Source organism: Yersinia sp. SCPM-O-B-9106 (C-191), assembly GCF_026183365.1.
In the GTDB taxonomy this organism is placed as follows: Bacteria; Pseudomonadota; Gammaproteobacteria; order Enterobacterales; family Enterobacteriaceae; genus Yersinia; species Yersinia rochesterensis.
Genome location: NZ_CP110791.1, coordinates 2,758,951 through 2,780,178, shown reverse-complemented (window position 1 = coordinate 2,780,178; position 21,228 = coordinate 2,758,951). Strand labels below are relative to the sequence as shown.

Below are 21,228 nucleotides of genomic sequence, written 5' to 3'. Positions count from 1 at the left end.
GAGCGGCGTTATTGTCAGGGATAACATCAGGTTACAAAACCCGAACCGGGAGACAAACTGGGCAATATGAGATTGTTATTTTCATCCGCAGCGTTTTCATCCGCCGCCACCACGCCCGTCCCGGTGTTAATCGCCGGAACCGCCATTATTGCGACCCGTTTCCTCGGCGTAATCCTCTTGGTGGCGACGCTGGGCTGGAGAGGTACGGGCAGTTTTATCGCTGAAAGTCTGCAATACTGGGATTCCGCCCTGATCTTTATTGCCAGTATCTTGATCCTGTTGCTGGAAATAGTTTGTGGCGTAGCAGTATGTTTGCGGCAAAACTGGGCGCGCTGGAGCTATTTGGCTTGCCAATGGGTGGTCAGCATCTATTTACTGATGGCGTCACTGGACTGGTTAGAGCTGGATGTCGATGTCTTCCGCATTGATGGCGATACTGGCGCTGAAATTTTACATAGTCTACTGCTACAAAAGATCCCCGACGTGGTGATTCTCGGTTTGTTGTTTTTCCCTTGGCATCGCTATTTTCGGTCGTCAAAATGAGTGTTTAACGTAACACAGTGCTACAATTCGCCCTATCAACGGCCTCGGCTGCACATTCAATTTAATGTCTCAGAACGTTAATATCTAAGAACGGTTAATTATTAATGCATTGCGCACAATATACGGCGGGTAGCTGCCGTTCCTGTCAGTGGCTGGATAAACCTTATCCACAACAACTGGCTGATAAACAACATCATTTAGAAAATCTGTTATCTGGTCACGCCGTTACTCAATGGCTATCGCCGGTTTTCGGGCAGGAAAGTGCTTTTCGTAATAAAGCCAAAATGGTGGTTAGCGGCAGTGTTGAGCGCCCATTATTAGGAATGTTGCACCGCGATGGCACCCCGGTTGATTTATGTGAGTGTCCACTTTATCCCGCCAGTTTTGCGCCCGTTTTTGCGGTGCTGAAAACCTTTATTGCGCGTGCGGGCCTAACGCCTTATAACGTTGCGCGCAAGCGCGGTGAGCTTAAATTCCTGTTATTGACTGAAAGCACTTACAGTGGCGAGTTAATGCTGCGCTTTGTGTTGCGCTCACCCACTAAATTGGCACAGCTACAGGCGGCCTTGCCCTGGTTACAGCAACAATTACCTCAACTTGCCGTTATCTCGGCCAATATTCAGCCGGTGCATATGGCGATTTTGGAAGGGGAGCTGGAAATTCCATTAACTGAGCAGCAGGCGCTACCCGAGATCTTTAATCAAGTGCCGCTGTTCATCCGCCCACAAAGTTTTTTCCAGACAAATCCGCAGGTTGCAGCATCATTGTATGCTACTGCGCGCCAATGGGTGCGAGAGCTGAATATCAATAGCATGTGGGATTTATTCTGTGGGGTAGGGGGTTTTGGTTTGCATTGTGCAGATACTGAAACCCAGCTTACCGGCATTGAAATCAGCGCCGAAGCTATTGCCTGCGCGCGCCAGTCAGCGAGCCAATTGGGGTTAAAAAATGTCAATTTTGCCGCGCTAGATTCGACGCGTTTTGCCACCACAGAAAAGCAAGTGCCGCAATTGGTGTTAGTGAATCCGCCACGGCGCGGCATTGGTGCCGAACTGTGTGAATATCTCAGCCAAATGGCACCCGAATTTATTCTCTATTCAAGCTGTAATGCCGAGACAATGGTGAAAGATATCAATTTGTTAGCGAACTATCGCATTGAGCGGGTGCAGTTGTTTGATATGTTTCCGCATACCGCCCATTATGAAGTTTTATCCTTACTTACCCTGCGCCCTTGATGCTGTAGGGGTGTTGGCTGCATTCACTTACCCGAATCACTTACTTGAGTAAGCTCATCGGGATGCGTTTTCTTGCCGCCTACCTACAACGCCAATGTCTTTGGGTATACCCTGCGCTCTTGAAGCTGTAGGGGTGTTGGCTGCATTCACTTACCCGAATCACTTACTTGAGTAAGCTCATCGGGATGCGTTTTCTTGCCGCCTACCTACAACGCCAATGTCTTTGGGTATACCCTGTGCTCTTGAAGCTGTAGGGGTATTGGCTGCATTCACTTACCCGAATCACTTACTTGAGTAAGCTCATCGGGATGCGTTTTCTTGCCGCCTACCTACAACGCCAATGTCTTTGGGTATACCCTGCGCTCTTGAAGCTGTAGTGTAGTGCGAAAGTACAAAGGGTATTACTGCGGGAACCACTTATCATTGATAGCCTTATATGTCCCGTCAGCTTTCACCGCTTCAATGGCTTTATTCAGTTTCTCCAGCAACGCGGTGTTATCCGGGCGCACAGCAATGCCAAGGCCGGTGCCGAAGTATTGCGGGTCAGTCACGTGCTCGCCAACTGATGCCAGATTTGGATTGGTTTTCAGCCACTCATTCACTACCGCTGTGTCGCCAAACACCCCGTCAATACGGCCATTTTTCAGGTCAATAATGGCATTTTGGTAGCTGTCATAAGCCACGGTTTGAATTTCTGGATGTTTATCCTGTAAAAATTTCTGGTGCGTGGTGCCGTTTTCCATCCCGATTTTCTTGCCTTTCAGGTCTGCGAAAGAACTGAATTTGCCTTTCGGGGCAATAACAATGGCCGAGTTGGCATAGTAAGGCTGGGTAAATGCCACCTGCTTGCTACGTTCCGGCGTGATGTCCATACCAGAGATAACAGCATCATAACGTTTAAATTTAAGCGCCGGGATCAGGCTATCAAAGGCCTGATTGGTGAATGTACAGTTGGCTTCCATCTGCTTACATAATGCTTTCGCCAAATCCATATCAAAGCCGACGATTTCATTATTGGCGCCGATGGATTCAAAAGGCGGGTAGGTTGCTGAAGCAGCGAAACGGATGGTTTCAGCGGCCGTTGCACTGAACACCATACCACTTAAGATTGTCGCCAATAGTAACTTTTTCATGCTTAAACTCCTGTCTGAATTTTTTTAATAGAATAAGTTCTTAATTATTGATTTTATTATAGCTTGTGATGCTTCATCACGATTTATTCGGATGAATGATGAGGTTTACATTGCCATTTTATGAATTTATATGCAAGTAATGTGATTAAAAATTTAGTTTTTTTATTTTTAAGAGATAAAGAGAGGGATGCTCCGAGATTGGATTGGATTGGATTGGATTTCGGTTGATATCCGTTTTGTGTTTACTTGGCCTCCGCAGCCTCAACCGAGCAGGAGGGCAAGCCGGCCCTCCTGCACCTGCGGCTTGCGCGAAATATGACTGCTATTCGCAGTCCCCTCCGGCAGCCGTTGGCCTTATCGAGCCAGCGCGATTCGCTCCTGCTCAAGCGCGCTTCTCGCCGCCGTCCATGGCGGCTCACTCGGGCCATCGTCTTTGTCGGTAATATTCCTGATTGCGCTCAAAATCAAAACACTATCTTTAGTTTTTGACTTTATTTTTTGATTTTTAAAGCACATTTGAGCAGCCGAGTGAAGAGTGGAGCCAGGGAAATCCGCCATGGACGGCGGATTTAGGCGTCATGAGCAGGGACGCGAATAAAGCCGTCCCGCCAGCGAAATGATGAATCGAGGGCACCTGCGAAGCAGGCTAGCGATACGTGCGAAGCGCGGGATTGCATAAGGGGCCACGCTTATGGCCCCTTTGCTGGTTGGTTCATCGGAGGCCAGGTGAGCTGTGAAGCCCTAACAACCGAAGATGATCACTAAATTCTGTCACTAAATCATCAGGTGATAAAAATAATCTTAATTCCGCCGCTCAAACGCCAGCGCTCTGCGCTCCACCAACCGCATCAACAGTGTCAGCAACCCATTTACCACCAGATACACAATCCCCGCAGCACCAAATACCATCACATCATAAGTCCGGCCATACATCAGTTGGCTGTAACCCATAACTTCCATCAATGTAATGGTGTAAGCCAGTGAGGTACTTTTGAATACCAACACCACTTCGTTGGAATAGGAGGAAAGTGCGCGTTTAAAAGCAAATGGCAGCAAGATGCGCAATGACTGCGCCTTAGACATTCCCAGTGCTTCACAGGATTGCCATTGACCGGCAGGAATAGCGCGGACCGCACCATAAAACAACTGAGTGGTATAGGCCGCGCTGTTCAATGCCAATGCAATCATTGCACACAACCATGGTTGTGACAGCAAACTCCATAACCACGGGTATTCACGGATGGCCGGGAACTGCCCTGGGCCGTAGTAGATCAAAAAGATCTGGACCAACAGCGGGGTGCCGGTGAACAGCGTGATATAAATTTTAACCAATGGCGTGACAATTGGAGTTTTCAGCGTCAACACAATGGTAAACAGCAATGACAGCACCAACGCGACCAATAAGGAGGCAATAGTCAATGTCAGGCTGGTATGTAGCCCTTTCAGGATCTCGGGTAAGAATTCCAGCATTAGGATGGGCTCCGTTCAAAACGGGTAGTTCGGAGTTCAATCCACTTGAGCACATACTGGCTAAGCAGGGTCACCACCAGATAAATAGCCGCGGCAATCACATACCAGGTAAAGGGTTCTTGAGTTCGGGTGGCAATACTTTTGGTTTGCAGCATCAAATCATTAACACTGATAAGCGACACTAACGCGGTATCTTTCAACAGCACCAACCATTGGTTGCCCAAGCCGGGTAGGGCATGACGCCACATCTGCGGCATAATCAAACGGAAGAAAATAGCCGTTTGACTCAAACCCAATGCTTGGCCTGATTCCCACTGCCCGATAGGCACGGCTTTCAGCGCACCGCGTAAAGTCTGTGATGCATAAGCCGAATAAAGCAGGGCCAGCGCAATAACACCGCACAGGAATGGGCTAACCTCAAAATCATCAATATTGAGCTTAATAGGCAGCTCAAAGAGATACAGATTCAAGGTAAAGCCGTCTGACAGCATCATCAACAGCTGAGAGGAGCCAAAATAGATAAATAGCACCACCAGAATCTCTGGTAGCCCGCGTAAAATGGTGACCCAGCCAGTTGTCAGGTAACTGACGACTTTCCATCGTGATGATTCACAGACGGCAAACAGCATCGCCAGAACCAGGCCGAGGGCCAGTGCACAAACGGCAAGGCCGACGGTCATACCGGCGGCGCTTGCTAAAGGTTGAAATTCATTCATGGGTGCTTAAATTACTGCTGGAACCATTTTTTATAAATTGTCTGATAGGTGCCATCGGCTTTAACTTTTGCCAATGCAGCATCTAACTTACCCTGTAATTCGGTGTTGTTCTGACGAACGGCAATCCCTAAACCGGTACCGAAATAGTCAGCGTCAGTGACTTTGTCACCCACCGCAGCTAATTGATTATTCTGCTTCAACCACTCATTGACCACCGCAGTGTCACCAAATACCGCATCCAGACGGCCATTTTTCAGGTCAAGAATGGCATTTTGATAGCTGTCATAAGGGACGGCGGTAATTTCAGGGTGTTTCTCCATCAGATATTTTTGATGAGTCGAACCATTCTGCATCCCGACACGTTTGCCTTTCAGGGCGGCTAAATCAGCCACTTTGCCTTTTTCGGCAATAAACAGCGCAGAGTTATCATAATAAGGCTGGGTAAAAGCCACTTGCTTTTGGCGCTCAGGGGTAATGTCCATCCCAGAGATAACCGCATCAAAACGCTTGAATTTTAAACTTGGGATCAAGCTGTCGAAAGCTTGATTGGTAAAGGTACATTCGGCTTGCATCTCTTTACACAGCGCATTAGCCAGATCGATATCAAAGCCCTGCATTTTATTATTGGCATCAATAAATTCAAATGGCGGGTAAGTCGCTTCAGCAGCGAAACGGACAGTTTCAGCGGCAGAGGCGGACAAACTGATACTGGCGAGGACTGCAGCAATTATTAATTTTTTCATCGCAAATTCCCAAATAGATATCAATGTGACAGATAGCTGGCAAAAGCTTCAGTTGTAGGTTGTGTAAAGTGGCTGGCATCACCTTGTTCGACTACGTGGCCGTTTTCCATGTAAACCACGCGGCTAGCCGTTTTACGGGCGACTTCGACCTCATGGGTGACAATCACTTGAGTGATGCCGGTTCCTGCCAATTCACGGATAATACTGACGATTTGTGCAGTAATTTCAGGATCAAGTGCTGCTGTCGGTTCGTCAAACAGCAAAACCTGCGGCTCCATCATCAATGCACGGGCAATGGCCACACGCTGCTGCTGACCACCCGAAAGATGCAGCGGGAAGCGGTCAACAAAATCAGTCAAACGCAGGCGGGTCAGTAATTTTTGCGCCCGCGCCATAGCTTCATCTTTTGATAGGCCCAGCACGCGGCAAGGGGCTTCAATCAGATTTTGCACCACAGTGAGGTGTGGCCAAAGATTATATTGCTGGAAGACCATCCCCACATTCTGGCGTAATTCGCGAATAGCTTTCGCGCCCGGAGCTTGGGAAAAGTCGAAGTGATTGCCCGCTATCTGCAAAGTCCCTGAACGCGGCATCTCTAGCAAATTAAGCACGCGCAGCAATGAGCTTTTACCGGCACCACTTGGCCCTAATAATACTAAGGTTTCGCCCGCAGGACAGTCTAATGTAATGTCGAACAGCGCTTGGTGTACGCCGTAGTAACAGTTAATTCCGTTAAGTTGAATACTCATGCGCCAAATCTGAATAGCCAATGATGCCGTGAATGGTAACTTCCGCGGCATACTTATGCAATCTTTGTGCGTTAAAATTTATTAATAACCAGTATTGGGTGTAAAAAATAGCATAACATTTGGATTTGAAAGCTATCGGAGGGAATTTGTCATGCGATGAATAAATCTGACAGAGTGATCCCCGTCATCTTTCAAATTGCAGCGGTGTTGGCTGCTCTCGCTAACCCGAATCACTTACTTGTGTAAGCTCATCGGGATGCACTCTTTTGCCGCCTACCTGCAATTCGAAATCTATAGGGGATATTTATTTTCTTTCAAATTGCAGCGGTGTTGGCTGCATTTTGGGCTGGTTAGTGATCACCCAGCAGTTGACGTAAGCTGCTGGCCGGGGCTGAAACACCCATAAAGCGGATGTCATCGACAACCCAACAGGTTCCTTCGCGGATCATCAACACTTCGTCTTGCCACATCACTGACGGCCCACTTGCCGATTGGTGCGTCAAATTGACGCGTAATGGAATATTACGGGCATCAGTATTGGGAATGGTTGAAGCACTGGCAACATCCGCGCTGGTGCTGCCTTCACGCAAACTGGTGAAAATATCGCCATTGATGGTTTGTGTGGTATTCACTGCGGCCGCCGGGCGGTGACCCGCTTGCTTTCTAGCGGTTTGAATTTGTTCATAAAGTGCCTGACTCAGATAAGGGCGAAATTGAGCAGACAAATTATCATCGGGCAAGCCACTTTTATTGCCGATTTGCTGAATCCGCAGGTCATAGAATTTTTGCGCTACTGTGTCCGGCCCGCCATCAACACAAGGCGTGGTGCGGCTACTGATATCCTTGAATGCTGGGCTGACATTGCTGGTACAGGCACTCAATAAAATGGCGAGAGGAAGAATCAGGGCAATATTTTTCTTTTTCATATAATGACCTTAAGTGAAAAATCGATTATGAAAGTGATTGTAGCCTATAGCCAAAGAAAATGTGGAGTGCAGGTCAGGCACGTAATTTACCGTGATCTTTCAACCAACGGGCGGTGCGAATAATCCCTTCATCCAATGATACCTGCGGGCGATAACCTAATTCTAATTCTGCACGGCGGGTATCTAATGTCAGGTCAAAATTAAGTTTAGCGACGCCATAATGGGTCAATATCGGCTCTTTTTCGGCTTTATTGCCCAGTTTCTCCATCGCTCGGGCCATGATATCCAACATTGGGTAGGGCACAGAGCGAATACGGCAGGGCATATCCAACTCATCCAGCAGATGTTGCACGATGGTGCGCAGTGGGCGAGGTTGTTGATTAGTAATATTATAGGCCCTACCAGACTGTGTGTTCTGGCTTTGAGTCGCCAGCCACATGGCATGCACTGCATTTTCCAGATAGGTCATGTCCACCAGGGCATCACCGCCACGGGGCAGCAGCAGGGTGCCATAATATTTAATCATCTGTAGTAGGCGCGGCAGCATCACGGTGTCGTGCGGGCCGAACAAGCCTTGCGGGCGCAAAATAGTAAAATGGGTTTGCGGATTAGACAGCGCTAATTGCTGAATAACTTCCTCTCCCGCGGCTTTGCTGCGGGCGAACTCATTGGCAAAACGGGCTGGGCGGAAGTCTTCCTGAATATTTCGATGGTGATGATAATCGAAATAAATGGCGGGTGAGGAAATATGAATGAAATTCTCCACACCATATGCGGCGGCCCATTCACCCAAACGGCGTGTCGCGCGGACATTGGCCAGTTCAAACGTTTGCTCAGTGCCCCAGGGCGAAGTAAAACTGGAACAATGCCACAGTGTATCGACACCGGCTAGCATGGCTTTCGCCTGTGCGGAAACCAGATTCGTCAAGTCGGCATGAATAAATTCAGCGCCTATTTTTGTCAATAATGCGCCCATCGCCGGATTATTGCCGGTGGCGATGACTTTGATACCCTGACGACGGAGATATTCAACGGCATTTCGGCCTAACCCACAGGTTGCACCGGTGACCAATATCTTCATAACGAATTCGGTTCCCACCAAAAATCAGAATGCTAGAACTTTGAATTATTCGTCCAGCAAATAAGATGCCATTCTTTCTTGAAATGCAGCGCTATGCAATCAGAATCCCCTGCTTACTTGAATTTGCAGCGTTATTCACCACAATTACTTTTGCTGTTCGCGGTCATATTGCTGTTCGCGGTCATATTGCTGTTCACGGTCATACTGCACCGCCAAAGTGGCAATGCGTTTTGCCATACCGCGAAAAATAAACAGGTGTGCCGGCATCATCACAAACCAATACAGTAATCCGTTAAAGCCCGCCGGATGCCACCATGCCCGGACATCAAAGCTGCGTCGCCCACCCAACTCCTTGATGGTAAAGGTGAGTCGCCCAAGTCCCGGCGCTTTCATCCCGAACATCATGGCTAACTGGCGCAAGGGTTTGAGGGTGATAACTTTCCAGCCATCAATCAGGTCACCCAATTCCAGCGTTTCTCTGTCTGGGCGGCCATAAACAACACCGCCACCGGCCAGGTCATCCATCCAGGCGCGGGTTTTCCAGAGCGGATTACCATAGAAATAACCTTCTTTACCGCCAATTTGCTGGACGACATGCCACAGCGCCTCGCTGGAGGCGGAGGTATAGAGTGTGCAACCCGCCTGTTTGGGGTAAAAACCGTAACCCGGCCGCCAACGGGCGCGAGCTTCGGGGTCATAGCCCCAGTCGGGCGAATCCACCACTTCATCCTCGCGGCGCAATGTCTCTTTAACAGCATCATCAAAACTAATGAGTTGTTGGGGAATCAGCGCCTGCAAAGCTTCTCCATCAGCCGGTAAATCGTGATTCAGCCCCTCAATCAATGCACTGGCAATCGGTGTCGGGACTGAGGTCACCATATTGATGAAGTAAACTGAGATAAAGCGGGTCGGGAGCGGAATAGGGATCAGCCAGCGCCGTTTACCACTGATAGCAATAAACCGCTCGAACATGGTTTGATAGCTAATGTATTCCGGCCCGGCGACATCAAATATGCGGTTTTCTGCTGACGGGTGATTGAGTAATTCTGTTAAGTAAATCAGCAAGTTTTCCAGCGCGACCGGGGATGATTTTGAGCGCACCCAACGCGGTGGCGTTAGAATCGGCAGGTTATAAACCATATCGCGCATCACTTCAAAGGCGGCAGAACCGGGGCCGACGATGATACTGGCGCGCAGCTCGGTCACCGGAATACCACTTTGGCGCAGCAGGTCACCGGTCAGTTTGCGGGCAATCAGATGAGGGGAACTGTTATCATCCGGCTGTAATGCACTCAGGTAAATGATCTGCTTTACCGATGGGCTCTGTTGGAGCGCCGCTTTCATATTGGTGGCTGCCAGGCGCTCCTGCTCAATCAAATCCTGCCCGTCGCCCATGGCATGAACCAGATAATAGACGACATCAATATCTTGTAGAGCTGCGAGAAGAGTTGAGGGCTGGTAAAGATCGACAAAACGGCACTCGACCCCCTGCCAGGGTTGCTCTTTTAACCACTCGATACGGCGCGCGGCGGCAGTGACGGCATGCCCTTGTTGGCTTAGCCTTGGCACCAGATGTTGACCAATATAGCCACTGGCGCCCAGCACCAATATCCGTTGCGGTGTCATGAGCGCTGCTCGGTTAAAAACTCACGCCATAACGCGACCACTTTTTCCAGGTCACTGCGGCTGATATTAAGGTGAGTAATCATTCTGGTGATTGGCCCAGCACTGATTAATACGCCATGCTCGCGCATCCAAGGGCCAAGTTTGGCGGCGGCCTCGGCAGATTGCTGAATATACAGCACATTTGTTTGTGCCCCCGGAGCCACTATCTCCACATCTAATGAGCGCAGCTGTTGCTCCAGCCAGAGGGCATTATCGTGGTCATCTTTTAACCGGGCGACATTATGCTCTAATGCATACAACCCGGCCGCGGCCAAAATGCCCGCCTGACGCATGCCGCCGCCGGTCATTTTACGCCAACGGCGCGCGCGTTTAATGTATTCCGCACTGCCACATAACAGTGAGCCAACCGGGGTTCCCAGCCCTTTTGACAGACAAATTGTTAGGGTGTCGCAATATTGGGTGATGTCACTCAGGGGGACATTCAGCGCCACGGCAGCATTAAAAATACGCGCGCCATCAATATGTAAGGCCAGTTTTTTCTCGCGGGTCAATGCCCATGCTTGCTGCAAGTAACTCAGTGGCAATACTTTACCGCTGTGAGTATTTTCCAAACTCAGCAGGCGGGTTTGAGCAAAATGAATATCATCGGGCTTGATCGCCGCCAATACTTTATCCAGTGGTAAAGTACCGTCATCATTTGCATCAATAGGTTGTGGCTGGATACTACCAAGCACTGCGGCGCCACCGGCTTCATACAGATAATTATGTGCTTTTTGGCCGACGATATACTCTTCACCGCGCTGACAGTGAGTTAACAGTGCCACCAGATTCGCTTGTGTGCCAGTCGGCAGGAATAATGCGGCTTCTTTACCTGATAACCTGGCGGCTTGGGCCTCTAAAGCATTCACCGTCGGGTCATCGCCATACACATCATCGCCGACTTCGGCATTGGCCATGGCTTGGCGCATCGCGACATCAGGTTGCGTGACTGTGTCACTGCGTAAATCAATCAGCATAGTTTTCTCGCAGGTTGGAAAAGAGTGGTTTTATCATAGCGAGAATATTAAAACAAAGAAGCCCGACAAAATATTATTTACTTTAAATTGGATATTCATCTCGCAAGCAAGGTCTGTTCGCTGATTTTATTCTGGTTTTTATTTAATTCCATGTGCAATGGCCAGCGCTTTATTCAGTTTCCCGAGTAATTCCCCCTGTTTATTAGTGAAAAAACGCTGCTCCAGAATGTTGGCATCCGCTTCTTCATATAGCGTTATATGGTGTTCATTAAGAAATGTCGGCAAACCTCCTTTTTCGATGCCAAAAATCCAGTGCTCGCCAATATTTTTTAATCCCTCGAAAACCTCTATCGAACCATATGAAGTGTTTTCTCCGGCGAGGACATCAGAATAGACATAATCGAAAATGATTTCACTGCCCGTGGGGGCGCAAATGTCGATGGCTGAAAAAATACTGTCTACCGTGCTGGGCGAGAGATACATAATTAGCCCCTCGAGGATAAATAGGCTTTTTTCTCCTTTTTTGATGGGCAGTTCCTGTAAGATATTGGTCAAATTCTGTTGATTAAAATCAATGGGAATATAATGTAAGTTCGATGGGCTTGGGATGCTAAGTTCTTGTAATTTTGCTTTTTTATTGCTCTGAGATACGGGGTGGTCAAGCTCATAAACCCGGCTTTGCTGTAGCTGGTTTTGAAAGCGAATAGCCCTGGAATCAAAACCGGCTCCCAGAATAAAAATGTTGGAGAATTCACTGGCACGTAATTGAAAGAATTCATCAATATATTTTATTCGGCTAATTAAAAATTCATAGCTGCCCGCAGGGATCTGTGGCGAGAGAATATTGCCCGGCATCAAAAATGATTTTTGTGTCATTGCAAAAAAAGAGTTCAAAGAGTGTGAAATTAATAGCGAGATATAGTCATCCGTCTTGTATCCCTCTTTTTTCTCACTGTAAGACTTTGCTCTAAGTATGCAGATTAGCTCCGCCGAGGGTGAGAAATCTGACATGGTGCATTTTGCCATTTCATTTATCCCCAATACAAATTCGATTTTATTGTGAATTTACGCCGTACATTATGAATGAGGATTTAAATAAAACAGCCCCATGCGGCTGCTTAATTTTTATCTGTATATGATGTAAAAACTGTTAACTGAATGGGAAAAACATAAGAATTATTTGCCCAGCGACCGGTATAAAACCGGCCTCTGGAATGGGATAAACTGCGTTTTTTACAGAATGAAAGGTATTTTATCAACGCAACCAGTTGGTTTTCGCCAATTCCACTACTTCATCACCTCGGCCATTAATTATGGCCCTCAGCATATACAGACTGAATCCTTTAGCTTGCTCAAACTTGATTTGCGGTGGCATCGATAATTCTTGCTTGGCAGTGACCACATCCACCAACACCGGCCCTGGATGCGCAAAAGCACTTTCCAGCGCAGCATCCAGCTCGGAGGCTTTTTCTACCCGAATACCTTTAATACCCGCCGCATTGGCGATGGCGGCAAAGTCTGGATTATGTAGGTCTGTGCCATCGGTCAAATAGCCACCGGCCTTCATTTCCATCGCAACAAAGCCCAGTACACTGTTATTAAACACGATAATTTTCACCGGTAATTTTAGTTGTGCCAGAGTGAGAAAATCCCCCATTAACATGGTGAAACCGCCGTCTCCGCATAACGCCACCACTTGCCTGTTGAGGTCAGTGGCTTGCGCACCGATGGCTTGTGGCATAGCGTTGGCCATCGAGCCATGGTTAAACGAGCCGAGCAAACGGCGCTTTCCGTTCATCTCCAGATAGCGCGCCGCCCACACGGTCGGGGTGCCAACATCACAGGTGAAAATGGTGTCATCGGCGGCATGGCGGCTGATTTGTTGCGCCAGATATTGTGGATGAATCGGCTGATTGTCATTGGCAGTTGCCAGCCCGTCGAGGTCTTTGCGGGTGGTGCGATAGTGCTCGAGCGCTTTGGTCAAAAACGTCTTATCACTTTTAGCCTCTAACTGCGGTAACAGCGCGCCGAGGGTGGTTTTAATATCACCCACCAATGCCATATTGACCGGGCAGTGAGCGCCAATGCTGCCGGGGTTGATATCAATCTGGATGATGTTTGCGTGGGTAGGATAAAACGCACGGTAAGGGAATTGAGTCCCCAGTAGCACCAAGGTATCGGCATTCATCATGGCATGATAACCGGAGGCGAAACCAATCAGCCCGGTCATGCCCACGCTGTAGGGATTGCCCCACTCAATATGTTCTTTACCCCGCAGGGCATGTACTACCGGGGCTTGCAGCATTTCAGCCAGTTTTACCACTTCATCATGGGCATCTGCGCAACCACTGCCGCACATTAGCGTGATATTTTTGGCTTTGTTCAAAATCTCGGCCAGAATATTTAACTCGCTCATAAGTGGCTGAACCAGCGGGAGTTTAGGCGTTTGCCACACCACGGCGGCATCTTCTGGGGCGGGCTGGAGCGCGACATCACCCGGCAGCACAATGACGGAAACACCGCGGTTAAGAATGGCTTTGCGCATGGCAATTTCTAACACGCGGGGTAATTGTTCAGGATTCGACACCAATTCACAGTAATGGCTGCATTCGCGGAACAGTTCTTGTGGATGGGTTTCTTGAAAATATCCGCTGCCAATTTCACTCGAGGGAATATGCGCGGCGATTGCCAGCACAGGAACATGATTGCGATGACAATCAAATAAGCCATTAATCAGATGTAAGTTTCCCGGGCCACAGGACCCCGCGCAGACGGCGAGTTGCCCGGTGAGCTGGGCTTCAGCGCCGGCTGCAAAGGCGGCAACTTCTTCATGGCGAGTTCCCAACCACTCGATAGTTCCCATGCGATGCAGGCTATCACTCAGACCATTGAGTGAGTCCCCGGTAACACCCCAAATGCGCTTAACTCCTGCTTGTTCCAACGTTTTTGCGACCAATGTTGCCACGGTTTGCTTCATAGTTGTTCCCTCAAGGATTAATGGCGAGTCATTATTCTATGAGGTCAAAGTATGGCGCGTTTGATGATTCCTGCCCTATTAACAACATTAATAGAGCAAGAATAATTCTATTAAGCCAGTTGGACATCCCCTTGTAACTGGCAACTGCATGCCAGAACATAACCTTGAGCTATTTCTTCAGGTGTCAGGGTCATGGTGCTGCTGGTGGTGTATTCGCCGTGCAAAATGCGGGTTTTACATGAACCGCAAACACCCGCGCGGCAAGCGGCCATCACGGGCACTTGGTGCTGTTCCAAAGCGAATAACAGTGAAGTGCCCACCGGAACTTTCACACGGCGTAGCGGGTGACTGATGGTCATCGTCAATTCATTGCTGGCATCGATAACTTCATCCGAAAGTCGGAATTGCTCTCTCTGGAAATGGTCACTCGGAACAGCTTGTTCGCGGCAATACTGCTCAACCCAATCCATATAAGGCGCAGGCCCGCAAGTCATCACCCGGCGGTGAGCAATATCGGGAGCGACCTGTTGCATGACCTGAGTATTGAGCCGTCCGGCAATAAATCCCTCCGTTGCATCTGCTTCAGCCATTAATGTCAGTTGTAATTGCTGTGGGTAGCGCTGTGATAACAGTTGCCAAGCATCTGCAAAAATCACATCTGCCGGTGAGCGAACATTAAAAATCACGCGGATATCGGCTTTAGGGCGCTGAGCCAATAGATAGCGGCACATCGACATCACGGGCGTAACACCGCAGCCAGCGGCTAGCATCAGGTAATGGTCATCATCGGCATTAGCGCAGGTAAACTCGCCCTGAGCATCTGAAAGCCACAGATAATCCCCCTCTTTGACCTGCTGAGTCAGCCATTGTGAGCCTTCGCCACCGGTTATGCAGCGCACAGTGATTTGGATAAATGGCGTTAAACCGGGTGTGGAGGAAAGTGTATAAGCGCGCAGGGTTTCATCACTATTACGAATGCTGACCAAGGCATATTGCCCCGGCAAATAAGGGTAAAAATCATGATTAATCAACTGCAAGCTCCAAACATCTGGGGTTTCTTGCACGATGGAGTGAACTTGCATGCGGTTAGGGCAGAGGGCGGTTGGGCAGTCAGTAGGGATAAAATCAGTCATCGGGGCCTCACAACAAATCAGGTCATTTCTGGTAAAAATAGGATTGATGCCCAGCCAGTGGTAATAAAGCGCATTGGCCGGGCATAAAGCAGTGAATTAATGACCTAAAATCGCATTCATATCTTGTTCTACGGTAGTAATTGGCCGCATACCAAATTTCTCATAGAGAATTGCCATCAAGTTGTCGGTCAAGAAGCCCGGCGCGGTCGGGCCGGTGTAAATATTCTTCACCCCCAATGACAGTAAGGTCAGCAGAATAACAATGGCTTTTTGTTCAAACCATGACAGCACCAAGCTGAGAGGCAGGTCATTGACAGTGCAACCCAGTTTTTCCGACAACTTAACCGCCAGCATAATCGCCGAATAAGCATCATTGCATTGGCCAACATCCAGCAGGCGCGGCAACCCTTCTAAAGTCCCGAAGTCCAATTTATTAAAGCGATATTTCCCACAAGCTAAAGTCATGATGATGCAATCTTGTGGAACACTGCGGGCAAAATCGGTGAAATAGCTGCGTTCTGTGCGGCTACCATCACAACCACCGACCAAAAAGACATGGCGCAGTTTTTTCGTGGCAACCAGGTCAATGACAGTATCCGCGGCATTGAGCAAGGTTTGGCGACCAAAGCCAACAGTGATCAGATGTTCCAGCTCATTGTATGGGAACCCCGCCATGCCCAGCGCTTGTTCAATCACGGGGGCGAAATCCTCGCCTTCCAGGTGATTAACACCCGGCCAGCCGACAATACTGCGGGTCCAAATACGGTCGCCGTAATTGCCCACATTCGGGTCAATGATACAGTTGGATGTCATCAGGATTGGGCCGGGGAATTTGGCGAACTCTGTCTGCTGGTTCTGCCAGCCACTGCCGTAGTTACCGACCAGATGCGGGTAGCGTTTTAGCTCTGGGTAACCATGGGCGGGCAGCATTTCGCCGTGCGTATAAATATTTACGCCGGTTCCCTGAGTCTGCTCCAGCAACATTTGTAAGTCTTTGAGATCATGCCCAGAAATCAGAATAGCTTTACCGGCTACCGGGCGCACATTAACGGCAGTGGGTTGCGGATCGCCGTAAGCTTGAGTTTCGCCGTGATCCAAAATAGCCATGACATTGAAGTTCATTTTGCCAATACCCATGGCGTTATTCAGCAAGGTATCGACATCACGCGGTTGGGTACCCAACCAAGCCATATAAGCATGATAATCCGCGTAAATTTGTTCATCAAACTGGCCCAGTACATGGGCGTGTTCCATATAAGCCGCTGCCCCTTTTAGGCCATACAAACACAACATTCTCAGGCCATGAATATCATCACCGACCTCGGCTTTATCAGTATTAAGAGCAAACTGCTGCGCTTGTTGTTGCAGGGCAGGGATGTCGTCGGATACTAGTTGCAGCTCGGCCAACGGGTGATCGACCGCAATCTGGTGGTCAATGAGGCGGCAGCGGATAGCTAATGATTGGCGCAATAGAATGGCTTCTTTGGCATAACCGACGATGCGGTCTGAGTCAAAGTTCACATTGGTCAGTGTGGAGAAAAAGGCTCTGGGTGCAAAGCTGTCAATCTCATGATCAATAATGCCAAACTCGCGGGCGGCTAATGCCCAAGCGGAAAGGCCTTGCAACACAGCGACTAATAAGTCTTGTAAATCAGAGGTTTCGGCGGTTTTTCCGCACATCCCTTGCGCGTAAGAGCAGCCATTAGCAACCGGCGTTCGGATGGTTTGTTCACATTGCACACAGAACATAATTATTTTTCCTTTTAAAGTTGCATTTGTAATGCGTGTTTAAAAGCATAGAGGTGAGCAAGGTGTTTAAACAGCTTTTTTAATGCAACTTTAACTTGTTTTGATTTGGCGCAACTTTTGCTGCGAATGAGAATTCATTCACTATTGTTGGCAGGGAATCACGCAGTGAACCCAGTGGCTCACTGCGTACAAGAAGAATTAAGAAGAGAAGAAAGCAATCAATATTGGCGCAAGCAAGCTCAGTAAGAAACCGTGTACGATAGCTGCCGGCACCATTTCTAGCCCACCACTGCGCTGTAATACTGGCAGAGTGAAGTCCATTGAGGTCGCGCCGCATAAGCCCAACGCGCTAGAGCGGCTACTGCGCACCAGTGTTGGAATCAGCATGATGGCCACCAATTCACGGGCTAAATCGTTGAAGAATGCGGCACTCCCAATTACTGGGCCGAATGAATCAGTCAATAAAATACCTGATAATGAATACCAGCCAAAACCAGACGCCATCGCCAGTCCGGTCTTAATCGGTAAATCCATCAATACTGCGGCGAGCATTCCGCCAACCAATGCACTAAACGCCACAACAATGGCCACAATTGCGCCACGGCGGTTCAATACAATCTGGCGTAGTGTCATACCGCTGTTACGCAATTGAATTCCGACTAAGAAAAGTAAGAAGATCAGCGCCAATTCACTGCCTTTCGCAGCAAATTGTAACCACTCCCATTGGCTCAATCCCAGTAAGAAGCCGACAATCACTACACCGCATAATTTCAATGATTCCAGCGCCATATGCAGGCGCGATGGCAATACTTCCTGGCGGTGGGTATTTTTCCAAGGTGTCTTGCGTTCAAGTAAAAATAACGCCAGTAAATTGGCACAAAAAATACACAGGAAAAAGACGCCAGCATATTGGAAAATAAGCAATAGGTTCGCACTCAGGTTTTCCAGAAACGCCAGGCTGATACCCATAAAGAATAAAATAACGTAGACCATCCAGCTTAATAAGCGGTTGATCAATTGAATTAATGTTTTGCGGCTAAGTGGGATGAGATAACCAAGAATTAACGGCAAAAGAATGATCAATAATCCTGAATACACGAGTTATACCGTCCTGCTGTGCAGCTAAAGAAACACCCATTTGGGATATCATGAGCAGATGAATAATGGGCTGTGGCGCAATAAACTATCTAAAATCAGGGAAAGAGTAAAGCACACAGACTGCCGTATTATTTGACCTATAAGGTTTTTTTGTCTCAGATAATCAAGTCATAGGTTAACTCTGTAATCTGATAGTATCAGTATGAATAAATTCGCATCGGAGGCGTAGCATGTATCTTGAGCGTGTAGATATTGTCGGTTTTCGCGGTATTAATCGTATTTCATTGAACCTTGATGATAATACAGTGCTGATCGGTGAGAATGCCTGGGGTAAATCCAGCTTATTAGATGCCCTTACCTTACTTTTGTCCCCCGAACCTCAACTTTATCATTTTACCTCGCAGGATTTTTATCATCCGGCAGGCGATGAGAATGCTAAAGAGCGTCATTTACAAATTATTTTCACCTTTTGCGAAAAAGACATTGGCCATTGGCGCTCCCCCCGCTATCGCCATTTATCCCCGCTCTGGATAAAAAATGACGATGGTTTACACCGTATTTATTATCGAATTGAAGGTGAATTAGCTGACGATGGCACAGTGTGTACCTGGCGTACTTTCCTTGATTTAGACGGACGCCCACTGGAATTACATGATATCGAAAAGCTGGCGCGTGGGGTGATTCGCATTCATCCGGTATTACGGCTGCGAGATGCACGCTTTATCCGCCGGCTGCGTAGTTCCATCACAGAAAACAGCCATCAGCCGGATAAAGTGGCATTGAACCAGCAATTGGATCAATTAAGCCGCGAATTGGTTCGTCGCCCACAGAAATTGACTAATGCCGAATTGCGCCAAGGGCTGGAGGCTATGCGCCAACTGCTAGAGCACTATTTTGCCGAACAAGGTTCGCAGTCTGTGGGGCCGCGTAACCACCATCGCCCGCAACCCGAGCGCGAAGCCTGGCTCGCTCTCGATAGTATCAACCGTATGGTGGCTGAGCCAAACAGCCGCAGTATGCGATTGATACTTTTGGGAATGTTTTCAACATTACTGCAAGCAAAAGGGCCATTGAGCCTTGATCCCCATGCCCGTCCATTACTGCTGGTGGAAGATCCGGAAACGCGTTTACACCCGATTATGTTGTCCGTCGCTTGGGGGTTACTCAGCCAACTGCCTCTCCAACGCATCACTACAACAAACTCCGGAGAGTTAATTTCATTAGTGCCGGTAGAGAGCATTTGTCGATTAGTGCGCGAATCGTCCCGGGTCGCCACTTACCGCATTGGCCCTCGAGGTATGAGTGCCGAAGATAGCCGCCGCATTGCTTTTCATATTCGTTTCAATCGTCCCTCTGCTTTGTTTGCCCGTTGCTGGCTGATGGTTGAGGGGGAAACTGAAATTTGGTTACTTAATGATCTTGCCCGTCAATGCGGCTATCACTTTGAAGCGGAAGGCGTAAAAGTGATTGAATTTGCTCAGAGCGGCCTGCGCCCGTTACTGAAGTTTGCCAATAGAATGGGAATACAATGGCATGTGTTGACTGATGGCGATGATGCAGGGAAAAAGTACGCGGCGACTGTACGCACGATGGCGGATGATGGGCGTGATCATGAACGGGATCGTTTGACCATTTTACCCGCCCCGGATATGGAGCACTTTTTATATCGCTCAGGTTTTGATGAGGTATATCACCGGATATCCGGTATTCCTGCAAATGCTAAAATTCAGCCACGCAGAGTGATCGAAAAAGCGATTCATCGGACTTCGAAGCCGGATTTAGCCATTGAAGTGACCAGCTATGCCAGAGCGCGGGGCGTTGAGTTTATCCCCCCGCTGCTGAAAAAAATGTTTTCCCGCGTAGTCTGGCTGGCGCGCGGCCGAGCTGACTAGCGGGGGAGACATCTCTAGCCGCGCGGAAAATGCGCGACTAAGCCATTTTCAAGTTGCTCAAGTAGCTGATAGCGGCGGCGATATTCCGCGCGCTTTTTGCTCGCAATATCTTCAAGAGGCTTACGTGCAATTCTGGCGGGCAAATTGAAATGGCCCTGTGCGCACTGTTTCCCTCCCAGAGAAGCCCAAAAAGAGTCGTAATCTGCGTGTAATTTATCTTTCTTTTTCGCCCGATAACGCCAGTTCTGATAAATATGTGTGGTATTACCTACGGCAATAATCTGTGTTATCCCCATCAATTCAGCCAAATAGCAAGTCGCTTCCAAGACTAAACGTTTCGGGAATAATCCATGGCAAGCTTTAGTGCAGGCTTGAATTTCGCTGTGCGGCGTTTCATGATCCGCTCCCTGCAACCCACCGATAAACAATGTTTTTTGGTTTTGATAATAAGTGAGACTGAATGTCAGTAATGCCAGGGTTTGTTGTTGCTCATTGGCAAGCATCAGCGTAATTTCACCCTCTTTATTGAGTTTGGGAATAACGCCCAAATAAAGGGAATACTTCTCCTCACTCTTGCCCGTTAACTCCGTGAGTTTATAAGGTGAATGGTGCAAATAGTTGTGGCGTAATAATTCTGGCATACACTGATTTTCCAACTGGAAATGATCCTGTAGTACAGCCAGTTTTTGCTTATTATTTAGCGTGTTAGCTAAGTAAGGGCGGTGTAATTTGCAGGGTAAATCCGGTTGAGCACGTAGGATGCTATTGAGAAACGGTTGCTTCACCAATACACCTAGCAATCTAAAGGTCAGTTTGGGGCTGATTAAGGCACGGGCGATGAATTTAAGCCGAAACTGGGATTCTTGCCACGAGCCGCCCAGAGCTTGATTGCCTTTGAACAGCATTGAGATTAACCCCCAACGGTTAATATTGTCAGGGATTAATTCGGTGTTATTAATGTTTTGCATGACTAAGTCCGTTATATCAATATATTTCCCGCATCATTGAAACAAACAAGAACTAAACGGAGTCTCAATGCATCCCAAATTTCGGTTGTAGTCCGATATGCGTTGATGTTTTGTTTAGTCATATGGGCATTACCGATGCTATTTTTAACAAGTGGATAATTTACAATTTCAGG

Annotated in this window: 18 protein-coding genes; 3 read left to right on the top strand and 15 right to left on the bottom strand. The window is 48.3% G+C overall.

Translation table 11 applies throughout. The annotated features are described in order from the left end of the window. The first annotated feature begins 66 nt into the window (after nt 1-66). The gene (locus tag OP863_RS12790) at nt 67-543 is read left to right on the top strand and encodes a YbjO family protein (protein WP_145589478.1); all 477 of its coding nucleotides are present in this window, start codon (nt 67-69) and stop codon (nt 541-543) included. Between the two features lie 104 nt (nt 544-647). Then, the gene (rlmC, locus tag OP863_RS12785; protein WP_265525375.1) at nt 648-1,778 is read left to right on the top strand and encodes a 23S rRNA (uracil(747)-C(5))-methyltransferase RlmC; all 1,131 of its coding nucleotides are present in this window, start codon (nt 648-650) and stop codon (nt 1,776-1,778) included. A gap of 401 nt (nt 1,779-2,179) precedes the next feature. Here rlmC and artJ (OP863_RS12780) read toward each other — a convergent pair whose 3' ends face one another. The 14 genes from artJ (OP863_RS12780) to OP863_RS12715 form a co-directional block, all read right to left on the bottom strand. Beyond that, nucleotides 2,180-2,911 carry an arginine ABC transporter substrate-binding protein gene (gene artJ / locus OP863_RS12780; protein ID WP_038632027.1) on the bottom strand — a complete coding sequence of 244 codons (732 nt, stop codon included), beginning with the start codon at nt 2,909-2,911 and terminating at the stop codon, nt 2,180-2,182. Nucleotides 2,912-3,712: 801 nt separating this feature from the next. Further along, entirely contained in the window at nt 3,713-4,381 is a 669-nt protein-coding gene (artM, locus tag OP863_RS12775) for an arginine ABC transporter permease ArtM (RefSeq protein WP_038632031.1), read from the bottom strand. Next, nucleotides 4,381-5,097 carry an arginine ABC transporter permease ArtQ gene (artQ, locus tag OP863_RS12770; protein ID WP_038632033.1) on the bottom strand — a complete coding sequence of 239 codons (717 nt, stop codon included), beginning with the start codon at nt 5,095-5,097 and terminating at the stop codon, nt 4,381-4,383. Before artQ ends, artM begins: the two co-directional genes overlap by 1 nt. Nucleotides 5,098-5,108: 11 nt before the next feature. After that, on the bottom strand, nt 5,109-5,840 hold the full coding sequence (gene artJ / locus OP863_RS12765) for an arginine ABC transporter substrate-binding protein (protein WP_004389595.1): 732 nt from the start codon (nt 5,838-5,840) through the stop codon (nt 5,109-5,111). 20 nt (nt 5,841-5,860) lie between these two features. Next, nucleotides 5,861-6,589 carry an arginine ABC transporter ATP-binding protein ArtP gene (gene artP, locus OP863_RS12760; RefSeq protein ID WP_038639446.1) on the bottom strand — a complete coding sequence of 243 codons (729 nt, stop codon included), beginning with the start codon at nt 6,587-6,589 and terminating at the stop codon, nt 5,861-5,863. A 350-nt stretch (nt 6,590-6,939) separates the two neighbouring features. Beyond that, nucleotides 6,940-7,515: a lipoprotein gene (locus OP863_RS12755; protein WP_038632035.1), complete on the bottom strand. Its 576-nt coding sequence runs from the start codon at nt 7,513-7,515 to the stop codon at nt 6,940-6,942. Between the two features lie 73 nt (nt 7,516-7,588). After that, nucleotides 7,589-8,596 (bottom strand): NAD-dependent epimerase/dehydratase family protein, encoded by a 1,008-nt coding sequence (locus OP863_RS12750; protein WP_145591205.1) that lies wholly within the window; start codon nt 8,594-8,596, stop codon nt 7,589-7,591. A 144-nt stretch (nt 8,597-8,740) separates the two neighbouring features. Next, a complete protein-coding gene (locus tag OP863_RS12745) occupies nt 8,741-10,222 on the bottom strand; it encodes a DUF2867 domain-containing protein (protein ID WP_145591206.1) in 1,482 nt (493 codons plus the stop codon). After that, on the bottom strand, nt 10,219-11,238 hold the full coding sequence (gene ltaE / locus OP863_RS12740) for a low-specificity L-threonine aldolase (protein ID WP_145589008.1): 1,020 nt from the start codon (nt 11,236-11,238) through the stop codon (nt 10,219-10,221). The genes OP863_RS12745 and ltaE overlap by 4 nt, the downstream gene beginning before the upstream one ends. Nucleotides 11,239-11,376: 138 nt before the next feature. Next, the gene (locus OP863_RS12735; RefSeq protein WP_145589009.1) at nt 11,377-12,264 is read right to left on the bottom strand and encodes a class I SAM-dependent methyltransferase; all 888 of its coding nucleotides are present in this window, start codon (nt 12,262-12,264) and stop codon (nt 11,377-11,379) included. A 229-nt stretch (nt 12,265-12,493) separates the two neighbouring features. Further along, on the bottom strand, nt 12,494-14,215 hold the full coding sequence (gene poxB / locus OP863_RS12730; protein ID WP_265525373.1) for a ubiquinone-dependent pyruvate dehydrogenase: 1,722 nt from the start codon (nt 14,213-14,215) through the stop codon (nt 12,494-12,496). A gap of 110 nt (nt 14,216-14,325) precedes the next feature. Next, nucleotides 14,326-15,348 (bottom strand): NADH oxidoreductase, encoded by a 1,023-nt coding sequence (gene hcr, locus OP863_RS12725; RefSeq protein ID WP_265525372.1) that lies wholly within the window; start codon nt 15,346-15,348, stop codon nt 14,326-14,328. Nucleotides 15,349-15,444: 96 nt separating this feature from the next. Then, complete coding sequence (gene hcp / locus OP863_RS12720) at nt 15,445-17,097, bottom strand: hydroxylamine reductase (protein ID WP_265525371.1); 1,653 nt, start codon at nt 17,095-17,097, stop codon at nt 15,445-15,447. Nucleotides 17,098-17,295: 198 nt separating this feature from the next. Next, nucleotides 17,296-18,195, bottom strand: a complete 900-nt coding sequence (locus OP863_RS12715) for a lysine exporter LysO family protein (RefSeq protein WP_265525370.1) — start codon at nt 18,193-18,195, stop codon at nt 17,296-17,298. 230 nt (nt 18,196-18,425) lie between these two features. On the opposite strand from OP863_RS12715, the gene OP863_RS12710 reads away from it, so the two are divergent. Next, nucleotides 18,426-20,087, top strand: coding sequence for an ATP-dependent endonuclease (locus tag OP863_RS12710; RefSeq protein ID WP_038632051.1), 1,662 nt, complete (start codon nt 18,426-18,428; stop codon nt 20,085-20,087). Nucleotides 20,088-20,101: 14 nt separating this feature from the next. On the opposite strand, the gene OP863_RS12705 is transcribed toward OP863_RS12710, so the two are convergent. Then, nucleotides 20,102-21,055, bottom strand: a complete 954-nt coding sequence (locus OP863_RS12705) for a VirK/YbjX family protein (protein ID WP_265525369.1) — start codon at nt 21,053-21,055, stop codon at nt 20,102-20,104. Nucleotides 21,056-21,228 lie beyond the last annotated feature (173 nt).